This window comes from Marinobacter pelagius (assembly GCF_003315345.1).
In the GTDB taxonomy this organism is placed as follows: domain Bacteria; phylum Pseudomonadota; class Gammaproteobacteria; order Pseudomonadales; family Oleiphilaceae; genus Marinobacter; species Marinobacter pelagius_A.
In genome coordinates this window covers 190,041-207,228 of record NZ_QNRO01000005.1, presented here as the reverse complement: position 1 = coordinate 207,228, position 17,188 = coordinate 190,041, and the positions used below count along the sequence as shown (strand labels likewise).

The window sequence follows — 17,188 nt, the reverse complement described above, 5'->3', positions numbered from 1 at the left end:
CGAACCGTCGATGGCCGCAACGCCATCATCACCGACAGCTACGCCACGCCAGCCAATCTGCATGACAGCCGTCCCTATCTCGATCGACTGGATCGGCAATGTGAGCGCTTTGGCTTCGACGTCTGGGGCGTCGGACTGGATGCGGGTTACTACACCGCCGGTATCTGTAAGGGCCTGGAAGACCGGGGTATCTACGGGGTCATGGGCTATCGGCGACCGAATAAACCCAAGGGTTATCTCCCTAAACGGGCCTTCACTTACGACCCCGAGACCAACAGCTATCGCTGTCCGCAAGGCCAGAAACTGATCTACGCCACCACCAATCGCCAAGGCTACCGGGAGTACAAGTCTAACCCGACCCACTGCCAAGACTGCCCGCTGCTGAGTCAATGCACACGCAGCGCCAACCACGTCAAAGTGCTGACCCGGCATGTCTGGCAAGACAGCAAGGATCGAACAGACAGTTACCGGCTAACCCCATGGGGCAAAGCGCTCTACAAACGACGACAGGAAACGGTGGAGCGATCGTTCGCCGATGCTAAACAGCTCCATGGTCACCGCTACGCTCGCTTACGAGGGCTCTCCAAGGTGCGTGAGCAATGCCTATTGGCCGCCGCAGCCCAGAATATGAAGAAGATCGCGCAGATCCTGGCGCGTCTTTTACGGCTCAAATCCCTTGGTATGCCTGGGTTACAGAGGCGAATCCGAAAATGGGCCCGGAAACTGGCTTTGCTGAAGTATTGGCAATCCGGTCAGGAGTATTGGGCTAACTCCATCGCCAACTAAATTTAAAGCGCCTAAACGCAACGAACCCCGGAAAAACCGGGGTTCGTCAGCACTCTGGGCCACGCCTTCGGGCGTGGCTTTTTTGTGCCTGCTTTTCGTCTCCCTCCGCTGCGTGGGGTACAATTGCATGCTTTGATTCGCGCCGGCACTGCCGGCTACTGACGGAGGCTGAATGTCCGCGGACGATTACGCTTTTCGTTTCGGGGGAATCGAGCGGCTCTATGGCCGCCGTGCCCTGGACGCATTCCGGAATGCCCACATTGCCATCGTCGGCCTCGGCGGAGTCGGTTCGTGGGCGGCCGAAGCGCTGGCCCGCAGCGGGATCGGCACCCTGACGCTGATCGATATGGACGACATCTGCGTGTCCAACACCAACCGGCAGCTGCATGCGCTGGAGGGACAGTACGGTCGAACCAAGACTGACGCCATGGCTGATCGACTCAAAACCATCAACCCCCATGCCGAGGTACGGGTTCATTTTGGCTTCCTGACCCCGAAGAATGCCGCCGAGCTGATTACCCCAGAGATGACCGGGGTGGTGGATGCCATCGACAGCGTCAAGGCCAAGGCTGCCCTGATCGCCCATTGCCAGCGACGCAAGATTCCACTGGTCTGCGCCGGCGGCGCCGGTGGTCAGATGGATCCCACACAGATCCAGGTGGCGGACCTTGCCAAAACCACCCAGGACCCTTTGCTCGCGAAAGTCCGCAACCTGTTGCGTCGGGAATATGGATTTTCCAGAAATCCGAAGCGGCGGTTTGGTATCGAGGCCGTATACTCACTGGAACAGCTCACGTATCCTGCCGGAGACGGGGAAGTGTGCCATCAGAAACCGGCCGGCAATGGCCCGGTACGGCTGGACTGCGCCTCAGGATTCGGCGCCGCCAGCCCGGTCACCGCCAGTTTCGGATTTATTGCGGCATCGCGCCTGCTTAACCGTATTGCCAGGCGCGCCAACCAGTAATTCAAAGGACCTGAAAGCCTATGCCTCTCAGCACTGTCATGCTTCTCGCCAGCATTGGCGTCCTGTCCCTGTTCTGCCAGTGGCTGGCCTGGCGGGTACGAATGCCCGCCATCCTGTTTCTCCTGGCGGGCGGCATCGCCGCAGGTCCTCTCTTCGGCTTCCTGGTACCAGAGCAGGTCTTTGGCGACCTTCTGTTCCCGGTAATCTCGCTGGCGGTGGCCATCATCCTGTTCGAGGGCAGCCTGACCCTGCGTTACGAGGAGATTCGCGGCCACGGCAAGATGGTGCGCAACCTGGTACCAGTGGGCTCCATTATCACCTGTCTCATCGGCACCCTGGTCGCCCGCTGGGCCCTGGACGTGTCCTGGGAAGTCGCCCTGCTGTTCGGCGCAATTTCAATCGTTACCGGCCCCACCGTGATTGCGCCCCTGTTGAGGTCGGTGCGGCCGAAGTCCACGCTGGCCAATATCCTGCGTTGGGAGGGCATTATCATCGATCCGGTGGGCGCCCTGCTCGCAGTGCTGGTATTCGAGGGCATCGTCTCCTGGGGCCAGGGCAACGTTTTCAGCCATTCCCTCTACATCTTCGGCAAAACCCTGCTGGTGGGTTTCCTGATCGGGGCGGCCGCCGGCTATCTCAACGGCCTAGTGCTGCGCAAGCACTGGATTCCCCAGTACCTGCACAATGCCGGCACCCTGACCTTCATGCTCGGGGTCTACGCCATTTCCAACGAACTGGCCCACGAATCCGGCCTGCTCACAGTTACCATCATGGGTATCTGGATGGCCAACATGAAGCGGGTACCGATCGATAGCATTCTCGAGTTCAAGGAATCCCTCAGTGTCCTGCTGATCTCCGCCCTGTTCATCATCCTGGCCGCCCGGGTCGAGTTTGCCGCCATCGCGGAGCTTGGCTGGGCCCTGGTGGTGGTTCTGGCCGCCCTGATGCTGGTGGCCCGCCCCCTGAGCATCTTCCTGTCCGCCATCGGCACCGAACTCAACCTCAGGGAAAAACTGTTCCTGAGCTGGATTGCGCCCCGGGGCATCGTGGCGGCCGCGGTCTCGGCGCTGTTCGCCTTCCAGTTGCAGAAACTCGGCTATGACAGCGCCGGCACGCTGGTGCCCCTGGTGTTCATGCTGATCATTGCCACGGTCACCCTTCAGAGTCTGACGGCGCGCCCTGTGGCACGACTGCTGAAGGTTGCGGAACCGGCCGAATTCGGCTTCCTGATCCTGGGTGCCAACAATGTCGCCCGAATGATTGCCCATGCACTGAAGAAGCATGAAGTGCCGGTCACCCTGGCCGACACCAACTGGGAGAATGTGCGCCAGGCCCGGATGGATAACCTGCAGGTCTACTTCGGCAACCCTGTATCCGAGCACGCCTCGACCCACCTGGATCTGACCGGCATCGGCAAGCTGCTGGTCATCTCACCGTACAAGCACATGAATTCACTGGCCACGTACCATTTCCTCGACTGGTTCGGGAAGAACTGCGTGTTCAGCCTGGCCGAGGGAGACCAGGACCAGAAGGCCCGCCACCAGACAGCGGAGAAGATCCAGATGACCCGGGGCCTGTTTGATGGTGTGAGCTACGCCAAGCTGGCCAGCCTGGCCAGCCAGGGCTATACCGTGCGGACCACCCAACTGAGCGAGGAGTTCAGCTACGAGGATTTCCTGGAGAAATACCAGCGCCAGGCCCTGGTGCTGTTCGTGTTCGACAGCAAGGGATACATCTCGCCGGTCTGCAAGATGGAAGACCTGAAACCGGAAGAAGACTGGGTGCTGATAAGCCTGGTACCGCCGCAGCCGCAGAAGGACCGCAAGGAGAAAAACAACGGCGGGAAAGCCGCAAAAACGGCGGCCGAAGAAACCGGGGGCGAGGAAGAAAAGGACTGAGGGCCGGAGCTCTCAAGCGGTGGTAGAGAGCCCTCAGCGCCGGTAGAGAGCCCTCAAGCGGTGGTAGAGAGCCCTCAGCGGCAGTCCAGCACCAGCTTGCCGCGGACGTGCCCACCTTCAAGCGCTTCGTGGGCTTCCCGTACCTGGTCCAGAGTAAATCGGCCGTCCACGTGCACCCGCACATCGCCGTCCTCGATCAACTCGGCAATCTCCTCCAGGTGGAAGACATCCGGGCGTACGGTCATCCCGTGCGCCCGCAGCCCCATCTCTTCGGCGATGCTGATAATCTCGTCCGCGGTTACCGTGGGAATGGTCACCAGTACACCGTTTTCACCTAAAGTGTGCAGTGAACGCTTGCCCACATCGCCGCCCATCAGGTCCAGCACCATGTCCAGGCCGTAGCATTCGTCGGCGAAGTCGGTGGTGTGGTAATCGATCACTTCGTGCACCCCGAGTTCCGCCAGAAAATCGCGGTTTCGCGCCGAGGCCGTGGCAATGACATGGGCGCCCCGCTCCAGGGCAAACTGCACCGCGAAATGACCAACACCACCGGCACCGGCGTGGATCAGGATCTTCTGCCCGGACTCCAGCTTGCCCATCTCGAACAACCCCTGCCAGGCGGTCAGTGCCGCAAGGGGGATACCTCCGGCCGTCACCAGATCCAGTTCCTCTGGCACGATCGCCAGCTCATCCGCTGCGGCCAGGGCAAACTCGGCGTAGCCTCCACCGGCGGCCGGGAACCCCACCATGCCCATCACGCGGTCACCCGGCGCCAGGGTCGTCACTCCGTCGCCCACAGCAACCACCTCACCGGCGACATCATAGCCTGGCGTCCAGGGCAGCGAGTTCTCGATCTGGCGCGCCGCAAAACCCAGCCCTTTGCGGGTCTTCCAGTCGATGGGGTTCAGGCCGGCGCCATGAACCCGCACCAGTACCTGGCCATCTTCAGGCTGTGGCACCGGGCTTTCGATCACCTGCAGGACATCCCGTTCACCAAAACGGTCATAGACCACGTGGCGCATGGAAGTATCGATGTTGTGTTCATTGGTGGATTCCATGGGTCTCTCCAGACTTCGGTGGTAATGATCGGAGCTAACTGAGACAGACGCTTTCAGACTAGCAGAAAACCGGCTCCGGGGAAGCTCACTCCGGGGCCAGGCCCTTGCCGACCCTGACCGAGGCCGCTGACAGGATCTCGGCAAACTCCTTCGGTGCGCGGGACGGTCGCTGGGTTTTCATGTTGACGCAGGCATGGGTGGAGACCGCCCGCACCAGGGTTTTGCCATCCGCCGGGCGCACCAGCTGGAACTGGCGGGAGGAGCGGAAGCGCCCGTCAAACCCGGTCAGCCAGGTACCCAGAATAAGCCGATCCCCGGCGTTGGCGGAGGCCAGGTAGTCGATCTCGGTACGGGTGATGGCCATGGCCTTGCCGGTGGCCTCATGCAACTCCCAGGTCATGCCCAGGCTCTCGATGTGGGCCCAGCTGACGTCTTCCAGCCAGCGGACATAAACCACGTTGTTGGCGTGCCCGAGGCGATCGGTGTCCTTCTCGCGCACGGTAATTTCGAGGGTGAAGGGATCCGGCAGGTCCCAGTCAATGTTCTGTTCGGCGGTCATTCGTCAGTGTCTCCGAGCCCCGGAATGGCGTGCAACGGTAGCCGCCCGATACGGTCGTTGTGAAGTGAACCAAAGTATAGAACCCCGTCGTGGGGATTCACCGAGGTGATTTCCTGCAAGTGAGTGCCGCGGGTATCGTGCAGACTGGTAATGGGCTTGCCGTCCCGGTCGAAGGCCACCACCAGGCCATATTCCTGGGGTGCCGGTTTCAGGCTGTCCGGCAGCTTGGCAACCAGGTCCTTGAGCCAGGGGGAGCGGTGCAAGGTATCGACCTGGGCGTTGCGCAGTGTGGGGAATGCCACCCAGTAACGGCCCTCTTCATCCACCGCCAGGTTATCGGGAAACCCGGGCAGGTTGTCGGCAAAGACTTCGGCCCGGCCGGCCCGGGGGCCTTGCAGCCAGTAACGCAGGATCCGGTATTTCCAGGTCTCGTTGACCAGAATAAAGTCTCCGTCCGGCGAAACGGCGACACCGTTGGCGAAGTGCAGGTTACCCAGCAGGACTTCGGCCCGACCGGTGCGGGGTGAATAACGCAGCAGACGACCGTGGGGACGCATTTCCAGCAGGTCTAGCCGGTAGTCCGGCTGATGGAAGCGTGAGCTGGCATCGGTGAAATAGATGGTGCCATCCGGGCCGATGTCCACATCGTCGGTAAACCGGAACGGTGTGCCCCCGGCCTCCCGGGCCAGCACGGTCACGGTCTTGTCCGGGGCAATGGACAGCAGCCCTTGCCAGGCGTCCGCAACGATCAGGTTGCCCTCGCGGTCAAACACCATCCCCAGTGGCCGGCCTCCGGTCTCAAGCCACTTTTCAACGCGACCGTCAGGGAAGACCCGGACGATGAAACCGTCCTGAGTACCGCTGTAGAGAACGCCGTCCGGCCCGACCGTGGTGTCTTCCGGCCCATAGACCTGGCCCCGGGCCAGCAGGTCCGCCAGGCGAAGCCGTTCGTTGGGTGCCAGGATCCCGGTCAGCGGTGGTGGCGAAGGCGGCTCCCAGGCCTTGCTGTCAATGGGCGACGGCGTCAGTAGAAAACTGCCGAGCAAAAGAAACACCACCAGCAACCCGATCAACAACCACTTCATAGAGTGCGTCCGCCCGTTGTTATTTTCCGATTTCCCCGCCAGGACAATGGCCTAACCATAGCAGACGGGGGCCAGACCATGAAAACGACCCGCGCCAGACGGCTCCGGAATCAGGTTTCGCTCTCGAGGAAACGGCGGCAAAGGGCAGCAAAGGTATCGGCTTTCTCGGCATGCAGCCAGTGGCCGGTGTCCTGGATGATGCGCAGCTCGGCCGACGGAAACAGCCGCATGATCTGGTCCCGGTGTTTTTCCTGGATATAGGCGGATTCTGCGCCCTTGAGGAACAGGACTGGACCGTTGAAGGGGCCGTCACCCTCGGGGGCTTTGGCCAGATTTTCATAGCAGTCATCGATCACCGGCAGGTTCAGCCGCCACCGGAACATGGGGACGTCAGCGGTCTGTTCTTCGCTGGGCACCCGCTCCAGGTTCTTCAGCAGGAACTGCCGGACGCCGGGGGTCTCGACAAATTCCGCCAGCAGCTTGTCGGCATCCTGGCGGGAGCGCACGGCGGTCAGATCCAGACTTCTCAGCCCCTCGAGAATGGCATCGTGACGGGGTTTGTAACTGACCGGCGCGATATCCGCCACGATCACCTTGTCCACTCGCTCCGGCGCCATCAGGGCCACCTGCATGGCCACCTTGCCTCCCATGGAATGCCCCAGGAGTGAGGCCTTGTCCAGACCCTGGGCATCCATGTAGGCAAGTACATCCTCCGCCATGGAGGGGTAGTCCATGGTATCGGTATGCGGAGAGCTGCCGTGGTTGCGCTCGTCCAGGGCGTGAATCTGCCATTCATCCTGCAGCCGGCGCGCAATCCCCCCGAGGTTTTCCAGTGACCCGAACAGGCCATGCAACAAGATCAGGGGTTTGCCTTCGCCGGTAATTCGATGATTCAGCTCGACACTCATGGACAGACAGCCTCCGCATTGGACAGGATTGTTCTCGGAGCGGATACATTACCATTGCCAGCCCAGCGAGCAAGGCAGGAGATTGTCGGGACGAAAAAAAGCCGGGGGTTACCCGGCTTAAGGTCATAGGCTGAACGCCTGTCTGATCAGCAGTAGAAAATGCTGTCCAGATATTCCGCGAGAGCAATCACGTTCTTGCGTTCCTGCTCGCTATGGGGCACAAAGATTTCCTGTTCCATACAACACCTCCATCAAGTGTGCATTCATTACTCCAACCTGATGGGATGATGCTATCGTTGTAAGGCACAGAGGCCGTTGACAAGTTGTCCCATACGCTTGACATTTTGTACCAGTGTCCATGACAGCCTGTTAACTTTCAGAAGGAATGTTGTGAGTTCCTCGCACCCGGATACCCCTACAGCCCAGACTCCCGGCGTTGCCGCCTCCAGCACGCTGGCGCTGGTGCATTACCTGGAGCGCCAGGGTGTACTGGACCGGAGCCGGATCGCCGGTATCACCGGGCTGGGCACCGGTGAACTCGAAGATCCCGACCGCAGGGTGCCTGCCGAGGCCCACTACCGGCTGTGGGAGTATGCCGAACAGATCACCGGGGACCCCGGTGTCGGGCTCCATGCCGGCAAGCTGGTCGACCCGGAACGCATGGGCCTGGTGGGACACGTGTTTTTCAACTGCGACACCCTGGGCGAGGCGGTAACCCAGTATGTCCGCCTGCACCGGCTGATCAACGAATCGGTCATCCTCACCTTCGAGCAGAGCGGCGACACCGCGATCCTGACCTGGCAACCGGATACCCCGGAACACTACTGCCGCCAGGACATGGACCGGACCCTGGCCGCTGCCATGAGCCGGACCCGGCATTTCATCCACCCCGGCTTCCAGGCCGAATGGGCCGAGATTGCCCATGAAAAGCCGTCCTACGCCAACGAATACGAACTGCTGCTGGGCGGCCCGGTGAGTTTCGGCCACGGCATCACCCGTGTTGCCTTTGACAGCCGGCATCTGAGCCACCCGATACCTCACCGCAACCCCTACGTGTATTCGGCGGTTCTTCGCCAGGTCAACTTCCTGCTCGCCCGACTGCAGACCCGCCGCTCGTTCAGCCGCAAGATCCGCCGGCTGATTTCCCGGCAGATGGCGACCGACCGGATCGATGCCGACACCCTGGCCCGCCAGTGTCACATGAGCCGCCAGACCCTCTACCGAAAACTCAAGAAGGAAGGGCTGAGTTTCCACGAACTGGTGGAAGAGGTGCGCAAGGACAAGGCCCTGCGTTATGTCGCCGCCGACCATTATGCGTTGGGTGAGATCGCTTTCCTGCTGGGCTTTTCCGAACTCAGCGCCTTCAGCCGGGCATTCAAGCGCTGGACCGGGCAGGCGCCGGCGCAGTACCGGGCCGACCACCTGGGTGCTGATACCGGCACCACGGACTCCGGGAGTACGGCATGACGGAGGGCTTTCCGCTGATTGCCATCGCTGTCGGCCTGCTGTACCTGGCGGCACTGGCCTGCATCTACCGGATCCTGCTGACGTACCGCACGTCCCAGGGCGCCATCGCCTGGATCATTGGCCTGCTGGGTCTGCCGTACCTTACTGTCCCCCTGTTCCTGCTGATCGGCCGGAACCGCTTCGGTGGCTACGTCAAGGCCCGGCGGATGGGCGACGAATCCCTGACTGCCCTGCTCAACCGGTTCGAACAGCAAACCACGTCCATTCCCGCTCCCGGCAATGACCGCTTCCAGGACGAATTGCAGGTGTTGTGTAAACTCGGCCGCCAGCCTTTCACCTCCGGCAACCAGTGCACCCTGCTGCGGGACGGCGAAGCCACCTTCGAAGCCCTGTTCGAAGCCATGGAGGATGCCTGCAACTACATCCTCCTGGAGTTCTACATCGTCCGCTCGGACCGGGTCGGCCAGCGCATCAAATCGATCCTTGAACGGAAGCTGGCCCAAGGCGTGGAGGTATGGTTCCTGTACGACGACATCGGCAGCGCCTTCCTGCCCCGCCGCTATCTGCGGGAACTGTCCCGGGCCGGAGCCCGCGTCGCCTCGTTCGGCGATGGCAACATCCGCCGGCGACGGTTCCAGATCAATTTCCGCAATCACCGGAAGTTGCTGGTGTGCGACGGCAAGGTGGGTTTCGTGGGGGGCATCAACCTGGGGGATGAATACCTCGGGACCGCCATGAACCAGGCCCCCCTCCGGGACACCCACTGCCGGATCGAAGGCCCGGCGGTAAGCGGCCTCCAGCTGGCCTGGCTGGAAGACTGGAACTGGGCCAGTGACGAGTTGCCCAACCTGGACTGGAGTGCCGGCGAGCACACCCCCGGGGACCAGGAAGTGCTGATCCTTCCCACCGGACCGGCCGATAGCTGGGAAACCTGCACCCTGTTTTTCCTTAACTGCATCAACAATGCCCGGTCCCGGATCTGGATTGCCTCGCCCTACTTCGTCCCGGATTTCCAGATCATGAATGCCCTGCAGCTTGCTGCGCTGCGGGGGGTCGATGTCCGCATCCTGATCCCGGAAACCCCGGACAATCACCTGATCAAACTCGCCGCCTATTCCTACCTGGTACAGGCCAGCCAGGCCGGCATCTGCATCTATCGCTATCAGCCGGGCTTCATGCACCAGAAGGTGGTTCTGGTGGATAACCGCTATGCCGCCGTGGGTACCGCCAACCTGGACAACCGCTCCATGCGCCTGAACTTCGAGATCACCGCCGTCAATACCGACCGACAGTTCGTGTCCGATGTCGAGCAGATGCTGGAGGAGGACCTGAACAGTTGCCGCTTGATGACCGAGCGCGACTACCGGGACCGCTCGATCCTGTTCCGGCTGACCTGCCGGGCGATCCGCCTTAGCGCCCCCCTGCTGTGACACCGGCCTCAGACTGGCTCGGAGCCACCGGAATGTGCGAATATGCGAGCAATTCCAATTCCATGCAGTAGCCCTGAACCGACATGAACGCTTTCAAGCCCCGTGAGACCCTGACCGAACAGGTCGCCCGCCACATCGAAAACCTGATCGTTTTTGGCCAGCTTCGCTCCGGCGAACGCATCTACGAAGGCGCCATGGCCAAAGAGCTGGACGTCAGCCACGGGTCGGTAAGGGAAGGATTGCTTCTGCTGGAAAAGCGGCACCTGGTACGCAACGTCCCGCGCAAGGGCGCGTTCGTCACGACCCTCGACGATTATTTCGTGCGCAGCCTGTACGAGACCCTGGAACTCTATCTCACACACACCGGAAGGAAGCTGGTGCGCCAGTGGCAGCCATCGGACATGGAGCGGCTCGAATCCCTGCACCGGCAGATGAAGGCCAGTTACCAGAACAACGACCTGATGAAGTTTCTCGAGCTGGGCATCGAATATACCAAGGCCTCACTGGTCTACGCCGACAACTACTTCATCGTGAATGCCATTGATGACCTCTGGCCCTCGGCCCGGCGCTGCGCCTTCGTTGCCTTCCAGCATGGTGGCAGCCGGGTTCTGGAGGACAATCTCGCCAACATGGAAGAGTCCATCAGTGCGATCCGGGACCGCGATGAGGAACGCCTTGCCGGCATCCTGCACCGTTTTGCCCTGCAACAGTGCCAGCAGGTACTGGACGCCATTGCCGGGAAGGGACAGCGAAGCTGAACGGCTGCGTCAATAGAACAGCTGGGTGAAGGAGAAGCCAATGTTGAGGTAGGCGCTCCAATTATCCGCATTGTTGTAGGCGCCCGCCAGCTGGACCGGCCCGAGGAAGGTGTCCACCCCGGCAAACAGGCTCCAGGACCGGACCGAACCGTCCCAGCTGGCATCGCTCAGGGACTCCCAGGCGTTGCCCGCCTCGAACCCGACACCGGCAAACCAGGGCACCAGCGGCCCGCCAAAACTCTGGCTGGCGTAGGCGGAAGCCATAGCGGCGCTCTCACCGGTGATCTGGCCCGGGGCAAACGCCGACAGCCGCCGGAAGCCACCCAGGCGGACATGGTTCTCAACCCCGGCCTCGCCCCGGGTCACATCCTCCGCGAACATCAGGCCCGTCAGGGTCAGGCCCTGCCAGCTTCCGGTACCCAGGAGCAGCGTGGTCACCGAGTCAAAATGCCGGTCCGACCCCAGGTCTTCCCGTTCAAACCGTGCTTTGACGCCGGCGAAAGCCCCGGCGGTCGGGAAGAATGCATCGTTCAGGGAATCATGGACCAGTCGCAGTGTCACGTTGCCCTGGTGGATAGCGTCATCCGGGGCGACCGGTTCCCCCACTTCCTCGTCCACCGTGGCATAGCCGCGGGTGTAGGTCAGCCTGGCCTCGGCATCACCGCCAAGTTCCATGCCAAGCGCCAGGTCTGCCGCGCGGAACGTAACGTCCACCTCTGCAATTCGCTGGCCCGTTTCATCATAGACGCTGAAATTGTCCCGGGAATACTCGCCACCCAGCACCAGGAACCGGTCATAGCCATAGTCCAGGGGCTGATACCACTGGGTGCGGACCCAGGGCTCGGTCCCCAGTTGCAGGCCGGTATGCCATTCGCCCCCGAGCCGGTTGAGTTCGGTCATGCGCAATGCGGAGGCGATATTGAAACGGGTTTCGCCGTCGAAATTGTCCTCGTAACCAAGCCCGAAGGACAGGTAATTGGGCCCCCAGGTCTTTTCCCGGGGCTGGATAACCAGCACGGTGCCATCCGGAGAGGGAGACAGCGAGTAGGAAACGGTTTCGTAATAGCCGAGACCGTAAATCCGCTTGAGATCCTCCTCCAGGGCCGGGACATCCAGGGGTTCACCAACACGCTGGCGAATCCTTTCCCGCAGGAAATCCCGAGCCAGCCGTCGGGTATTCTCGATCTCGATGCGGGCAATCGGGCCGGCACTGAACGTTCTCGTGGCCATCCGCGCCTTGTAGCCGGTCCAGTCGGTGCGTGAAACCTGTAAGGGTCTGAGCTCAACAGCATGGTTGCGGGCGGCGGTCGCGCCCAGTTCGAACAGTAGCGGCGCCTGGTAGAAGTCCGCCGAGGTGTGCCCGCGCAGATCTGGCCGGATCAGGATGTCCCGCTCACCAAGCAGATCCAGTTGCTGCTCCGTGTTGCGGCGGGTCAGCAGAGTGGTGAGCTGGCCCACCACGGAAAAGGCTTCGCGCAGGTCATCGGAATCCATGAGCGGATCGGTGATATCCACGGCGATGATCACGTCCGCGCCCATATCCCTGGCCACGCTGACCGGCAGGTTGTTGGCGACACCCCCATCCACCAGCAGCCGGCCGTCCAGCTCCACCGGGGCATAGACACCAGGGATACTCATGCTCGCCCGGACCGCCTCGGCGAGATTGCCGCGGCCGATGACCACCTGCTCCCCCGTGGCCAGGTCGGTCGCCACCGCCCGGAACGGAATCGCCAGCCGGTCAAAGTCCTCCACCAGGGCGGCATTCCGGGTCAGTTCGTTGAGAATGAAGCCCAGGTTCTGGCCGGCGACAATGCCGCCCCCGACATGCAGACCGTCGGCACGGACACCAAGACCGGGCAGCACCGGGAACCGCCAGTCATCCTGTTTGCGCCGGATCGGTTTGTAGACCCGGCCGGGGTCGTCCCGGAAACTGGACAGCCAGTCCATTTCAATGAAGCGTTCTTCAATCCGGGCAACCGGCATGCCGGAGGCATAAAGGGCACCCACGGCCGAACCGGCGCTGGTGCCCACCACCACATCCACCGGAATATTCATCTCCTCCAGCACCCGGAGGACCCCGACATGGGCCATACCCTTGGCCCCGCCACCGCTGAGCACCAGTCCCACCCGGGCACGCTCGCGCTCTTGCGCCAGCAGGGATGCCGGCGTCATCAGGCACAGAAGCAGGATAACCAGAGCTTTCAACAGACGCGTCCTGTCACCGGATACACTCAACGCCGGTCCTTGTCGTCCTCGTCCACCAGGGACAGGTGCGAGACATCCGGGACCATGGGTGGCGGCAGCTCCCGCTCCACCCCGAGGTCCGAACCCGCCGGCGCGAGGGTCCAGTCATCCAGGTGCTCGAACATCGGTGCCTCGGCTTCCTGATGTTCAGCCAGGGTCACCCCGACGGGATCCAGGTTCAGGCCGCTGCCTGCGAGGATGTCATCCACCTTTTCTCCGGCCACTGGCAACCGGTCCCCCGGTTCCACCTCCGGAGTTGCGCCACCTCTGGCCGGCGCAGGGGCGCTGGCGCTCGGTTTGGGTGTCGGTTCGCTGCGCTCCGGATCCTCGACCCCGGGACGGGTTGACTCTGGCGCAGGCCGGGCACCGGGCATGGGCTGCACATGGGCCACCATGCCATGCTTTTTCAGCACCGCCCGGTACTTCTCGGCCTGGGCCTCCTCGAGTTTGTTGCGTATCACCACCGGCTGACCGCTGAACATCCGTTCAACCTGTTCGACAGAGGCCTTGAACAGCGCCCGGGCGTTATTTCTCGCCGTCTGCTCATCGGTTCCTGCAACACACTCACCTTTGAATACCAGCTGAAACATGGCTCTCTCCCTACTGTTTTCGCTCTTGAAAGAATAGTTGATCCGCCCGCCCGAGGCAGCCCGGACTGACTGTATCCAGACTGCAAACAATTGAAAAACTTTTGCCACCGCCGGCGTAATTGGCGCCGCACTCTGCAATAATGGCCTGTAACGAGATGTTACACTTTGTTACACTACCCAAAAGGAAACCAGGGAGTGGACACATGAACCTTCGCACCTTTCCCCGCACCGTCATCGCCGGCATCCTGCTGGCAGCGCCAATGGCGCACGCCGAAAACATTGATGTACTGATGAGCCAGGTCTTCCCCCAGCAGCAGGCCACCTACATCGGCTACGAAAGCATCATCCGCGAGGATATTCCGGTGGCGGCGACGGTGGATCGCAAATACCTGATCGTGGATTTCCGCTTCGCAGCGGGCGAACCGCCCACCGAGCAGCTGCAGGCCAGCGTCCACAAGGTCTGCATGACCCTGTTGAAGGATCGCGACCTGATCCGCAACCTGTCTGAATCCGGCTACGACATGGTCTCTGTGGCCTTTGACCGGCGCTCCCAGTTCGACTGTCTGTAACCAGCGGCAGGTCAGCCCTGTCGCCCCAGCAGCTTCGGAAATGCCTCCAGCGCACTGTTCACCGCATCCAGATTGAACGCTTCCACATCCGCCAGCAGTTTTTCACCGTAGCGGGTAACCGACGGTGACCGGTGGCGCTGCCCCCAGGCCACAACCCGGCGGGCAAAATCCTTCATCTGTTCCGGGTCGCCACTCTCGCGGACCGTTTTCCACTCATCACCAAAGTCCCGGGCCAGCTGCTCCCGCAACCAGCCGCGTTCCTGCATGCTCAGGGTCTGGGCCAGCAGACGCTCTTCTTCTTTCGGCTCGCCATCCTCCTCGGCCTGCTCAACCGTCGCCTCCACTTTCGGCAGCTTCACGGTGAACACCGACCCCGTGCCAGGTTCGCTTTCCACCGCCAGGTCTCCACCCATCATGCGCGCCAGCTTGCGGCTTATCGCCAGCCCCAGGCCGGTGCCGCCGTAGCGCCGGGTGTTCTGCCCTTCCTGCTGCTCGAAAGCATCGAAGATCCGGTCCAACTGGTCCGGAGCTATTCCGATACCGGTATCACTGACCGTGACCACCAGTTGATAGAACTGGCGCTCCGTCGTTTTGCCATCCTCGTCCGGAGCATTTTTCAGCGGTTTTGCCGTGGCACGGACAGTCACACCTCCTTCGTGGGTAAACTTGATGGCGTTGCCCACCAGGTTGAACAGAACCTGGCGCAACCGGGTCTCGTCCAGCATCATGGCCGCGGGCATTCTCGAATCCACGCTCACTTCCAGGGTAATGCCCTGGTCGCGGGCGCGAAGATCGAAAATATGCCGGACATCGCTCAGCAGGCGGCGCACGGATACCGCCGAATAGTCCAGGCGCATCTTTCCGGCCTCGATCCGGGACAGGTCCAGGATGTCATTGATCAGCATCAGCAGGCTCCGGCTGCCGGCACGGATGGCGTCGAGGTAACTGCGCTGCTGGGGATCGGTCACGCTGTTGCTGAGCAGGTCGCTGTAGCCGATCACGGCATTCATCGGGGTCCGGATCTCATGGGACATGTTGGCCAGGAACTCACTCTTGGCCCGGCTTGCGGCCTCGGCCTCCCGGGCCAGTCGCTCGGCCTCGAGCTTGGCCGCGCGCAGCTCGTCCTCACTGCGGCGCAACGCATTCTCCGAACGGATCCGTTCATCTACCTCCCGGGACAGCTTCCGGTTCCAGTACAGGAAGATCAGCACCACCACGATGGCGATCAGCACCACCCGTCGTACCACCGTGTAGTCGGTTTCCTGTTCGATATCCAGGTGAATCCACCGGTTATAGATGGACTCGGTTTCCGACGCCTCCAGGTTTGACAGGCCCTTGTTCAGGATCCGGTGCAGCTCCGGGTTGTCCTTGCGCACCGCCAGCCTGAGATCGTACTGGTAGGGCGTAATGCTGGTAATACGGAGATTGGACAGCCCCAGTCGCGCGACTGTATAGCTGACCGCCGGGATATGGGTCACCATGACGTCCAGATCCCCGTTGGACAGGGCCAGCAGCCCAGCCTCCACATCCTCCACGGGATAAAGATTCAGGTCGGGATGATTGATCAGCAGATAATCGTGGGCGGCATGGTGGCTAACAACACCGACACGCTCATCCCGCAATTCCCGAAGATCCCCGATAAACCGGCCATCATCCCGGATCACCAGGGCAATGGGTACATTCAGGTAAGCGCGGGTGAACAGATACTTGTTTTCAGTGCGGGGGGTTCTGGACAGACCGGGCAGAATATCCACCTCACCATCGACCAGTTTCTGTTCCGCCAGGGAGCGGTCTTCGACCAGGGTACGAGTAAAGCGAATGCCCAACTCGGATTCCAGCCGGGTTACCAGGTCCGCCACCAGGCCGGTGGGTCTTTCATCCTGCTCATACTCGAACGGCGGCCAGTCCGACCGGAAGGCCACCCGCAGATTGGGATTGCGTTTGAGCCAGTCCAGATCGGTGGCCGACAGCTCGACGCCACTGCGCTCCATGGACGGGACATCCGCCTGCAGCCAGGACTGACGGATCACCCTGTGTTCGTTGTGACTGATGGCGGCGATCGCGCTGTCGAGTACCCGGAACAGACGACCCTGTTTCGCCGGGACCTGAAGCACCACATCCACCTCCTTGTCATCGAGCAGCCTGGCCAGGCCGATGCCGTTGATCATGGCCGACTGCAGATAGTCAGAGACCACCGGCACCGGTCCGACAAACGCCTGGGCCTTGCCGGAGAGGACAGCGCTGACCGCCTCACCGATCCCGTTTACCGGCACCGGCTGGAACTCTTCCACCGGCTCCAGCATGGCGTACTGGTTGGCGTCGCCGTCGATGATGGCGACCTGCCCACCCTCCAGATCCGCAAGGGACTGGATTGCGGCGTCACCGGCGCTGACAAACAGCCCATAGGTCAGCGTCATCAATGGTTTGGTCATGCGCTGGCCGCCGGCGATCCGGGTACCCGGCGCATGGGTGGTCAGCAGCACATCGGTCTCCGGCGGCACGGCGCCGGGCTGCTCACTGTCATCCAGGACCACCGGATCCACCGGCACACCCAGCTTGTCCGACAGGCGGGCCAGATAATCGATGTAGGTTCCCGCCAGCACCCCGTCTCCGGTATCGAAAACCAGCGGTACCTGCCCGCCCCGGACGCCCACCACGAAACGTTCCTGCTGCTGCAGCCACTCAAGATCAGGCTGGCCGAGCACCGGCGCTGGCGAGGGCTGGGGAGGATCCGCCAGGACAGGGGATTGAAACAGGCCAAGCAGGCTGCATAGTAACAGGGAGCGAAGGACGACCTTCACTGGATATCCTCCCGGGATTCGCTAAAGTTCAGTGAACAATACCTGCAAACGTTGGCGATTTCATTCAGACA

General features: G+C 61.8%; 14 protein-coding genes. 7 read left to right on the top strand and 7 right to left on the bottom strand.

Translation table 11 applies throughout. From position 1 onward, the window contains the following. The 3 genes from DET50_RS07010 to DET50_RS07000 form a co-directional block, all read left to right on the top strand. Positions 1 to 786, top strand: a 786-nt coding sequence (locus DET50_RS07010; protein WP_147252197.1) for a transposase, incomplete at its 5' end; no start/stop codon positions are given. Positions 787 to 958: 172 nt separating this feature from the next. Further along, a complete protein-coding gene (gene tcdA, locus DET50_RS07005; protein WP_113862153.1) occupies positions 959 to 1,750 on the top strand; it encodes a tRNA cyclic N6-threonylcarbamoyladenosine(37) synthase TcdA in 792 nt (263 codons plus the stop codon). Positions 1,751 to 1,770: 20 nt separating this feature from the next. After that, complete coding sequence (locus tag DET50_RS07000) at positions 1,771 to 3,648, top strand: cation:proton antiporter (RefSeq protein ID WP_113862152.1); 1,878 nt, start codon at positions 1,771 to 1,773, stop codon at positions 3,646 to 3,648. Positions 3,649 to 3,722: 74 nt separating this feature from the next. Here DET50_RS07000 and DET50_RS06995 read toward each other — a convergent pair whose 3' ends face one another. From DET50_RS06995 to DET50_RS06980, 4 genes are all read right to left on the bottom strand, one after another. Continuing rightward, positions 3,723 to 4,706, bottom strand: a complete 984-nt coding sequence (locus DET50_RS06995; protein WP_113862151.1) for an NADP-dependent oxidoreductase — start codon at positions 4,704 to 4,706, stop codon at positions 3,723 to 3,725. Positions 4,707 to 4,791: 85 nt separating this feature from the next. Beyond that, the gene (locus DET50_RS06990; protein ID WP_113862150.1) at positions 4,792 to 5,265 is read right to left on the bottom strand and encodes an acyl-CoA thioesterase; all 474 of its coding nucleotides are present in this window, start codon (positions 5,263 to 5,265) and stop codon (positions 4,792 to 4,794) included. Then, positions 5,262 to 6,350, bottom strand: coding sequence for an SMP-30/gluconolactonase/LRE family protein (locus DET50_RS06985; RefSeq protein ID WP_113862149.1), 1,089 nt, complete (start codon positions 6,348 to 6,350; stop codon positions 5,262 to 5,264). Before DET50_RS06985 ends, DET50_RS06990 begins: the two co-directional genes overlap by 4 nt. A gap of 110 nt (positions 6,351 to 6,460) precedes the next feature. Continuing rightward, on the bottom strand, positions 6,461 to 7,258 hold the full coding sequence (locus DET50_RS06980; protein ID WP_113862148.1) for an alpha/beta fold hydrolase: 798 nt from the start codon (positions 7,256 to 7,258) through the stop codon (positions 6,461 to 6,463). 390 nt (positions 7,259 to 7,648) lie between these two features. Between DET50_RS06980 and DET50_RS06975 the strand changes: the two genes are divergently transcribed. The 3 genes from DET50_RS06975 to DET50_RS06965 all read left to right on the top strand — a co-directional run bounded on the left by DET50_RS06975 (position 7,649) and on the right by DET50_RS06965 (position 10,913). After that, a complete protein-coding gene (locus tag DET50_RS06975; RefSeq protein WP_113862147.1) occupies positions 7,649 to 8,725 on the top strand; it encodes an AraC family transcriptional regulator in 1,077 nt (358 codons plus the stop codon). Further along, positions 8,722 to 10,155, top strand: coding sequence for a cardiolipin synthase (gene cls, locus DET50_RS06970; RefSeq protein ID WP_113862146.1), 1,434 nt, complete (start codon positions 8,722 to 8,724; stop codon positions 10,153 to 10,155). Before DET50_RS06975 ends, cls begins: the two co-directional genes overlap by 4 nt. An 83-nt stretch (positions 10,156 to 10,238) precedes the next feature. Continuing rightward, positions 10,239 to 10,913: a GntR family transcriptional regulator gene (locus DET50_RS06965; protein ID WP_113862145.1), complete on the top strand. Its 675-nt coding sequence runs from the start codon at positions 10,239 to 10,241 to the stop codon at positions 10,911 to 10,913. Between the two features lie 9 nt (positions 10,914 to 10,922). Here the strand turns inward: DET50_RS06965 and DET50_RS19715 are convergent, their stop codons facing one another. Together DET50_RS19715 and DET50_RS06955 are read right to left on the bottom strand one after the other, a co-directional pair. Further along, positions 10,923 to 13,085, bottom strand: coding sequence for a patatin-like phospholipase family protein (locus tag DET50_RS19715; protein WP_113862166.1), 2,163 nt, complete (start codon positions 13,083 to 13,085; stop codon positions 10,923 to 10,925). 59 nt (positions 13,086 to 13,144) lie between these two features. Next, positions 13,145 to 13,747 carry a hypothetical protein gene (locus tag DET50_RS06955; RefSeq protein ID WP_113862144.1) on the bottom strand — a complete coding sequence of 201 codons (603 nt, stop codon included), beginning with the start codon at positions 13,745 to 13,747 and terminating at the stop codon, positions 13,145 to 13,147. 203 nt (positions 13,748 to 13,950) lie between these two features. Between DET50_RS06955 and DET50_RS06950 the strand changes: the two genes are divergently transcribed. Continuing rightward, positions 13,951 to 14,316: a hypothetical protein gene (locus tag DET50_RS06950; protein ID WP_113862143.1), complete on the top strand. Its 366-nt coding sequence runs from the start codon at positions 13,951 to 13,953 to the stop codon at positions 14,314 to 14,316. Positions 14,317 to 14,327: 11 nt separating this feature from the next. Here the strand turns inward: DET50_RS06950 and DET50_RS06945 are convergent, their stop codons facing one another. After that, complete coding sequence (locus DET50_RS06945) at positions 14,328 to 17,117, bottom strand: ATP-binding protein (RefSeq protein ID WP_113862142.1); 2,790 nt, start codon at positions 17,115 to 17,117, stop codon at positions 14,328 to 14,330. Between the last annotated feature and the right edge of the window lie 71 nt (positions 17,118 to 17,188).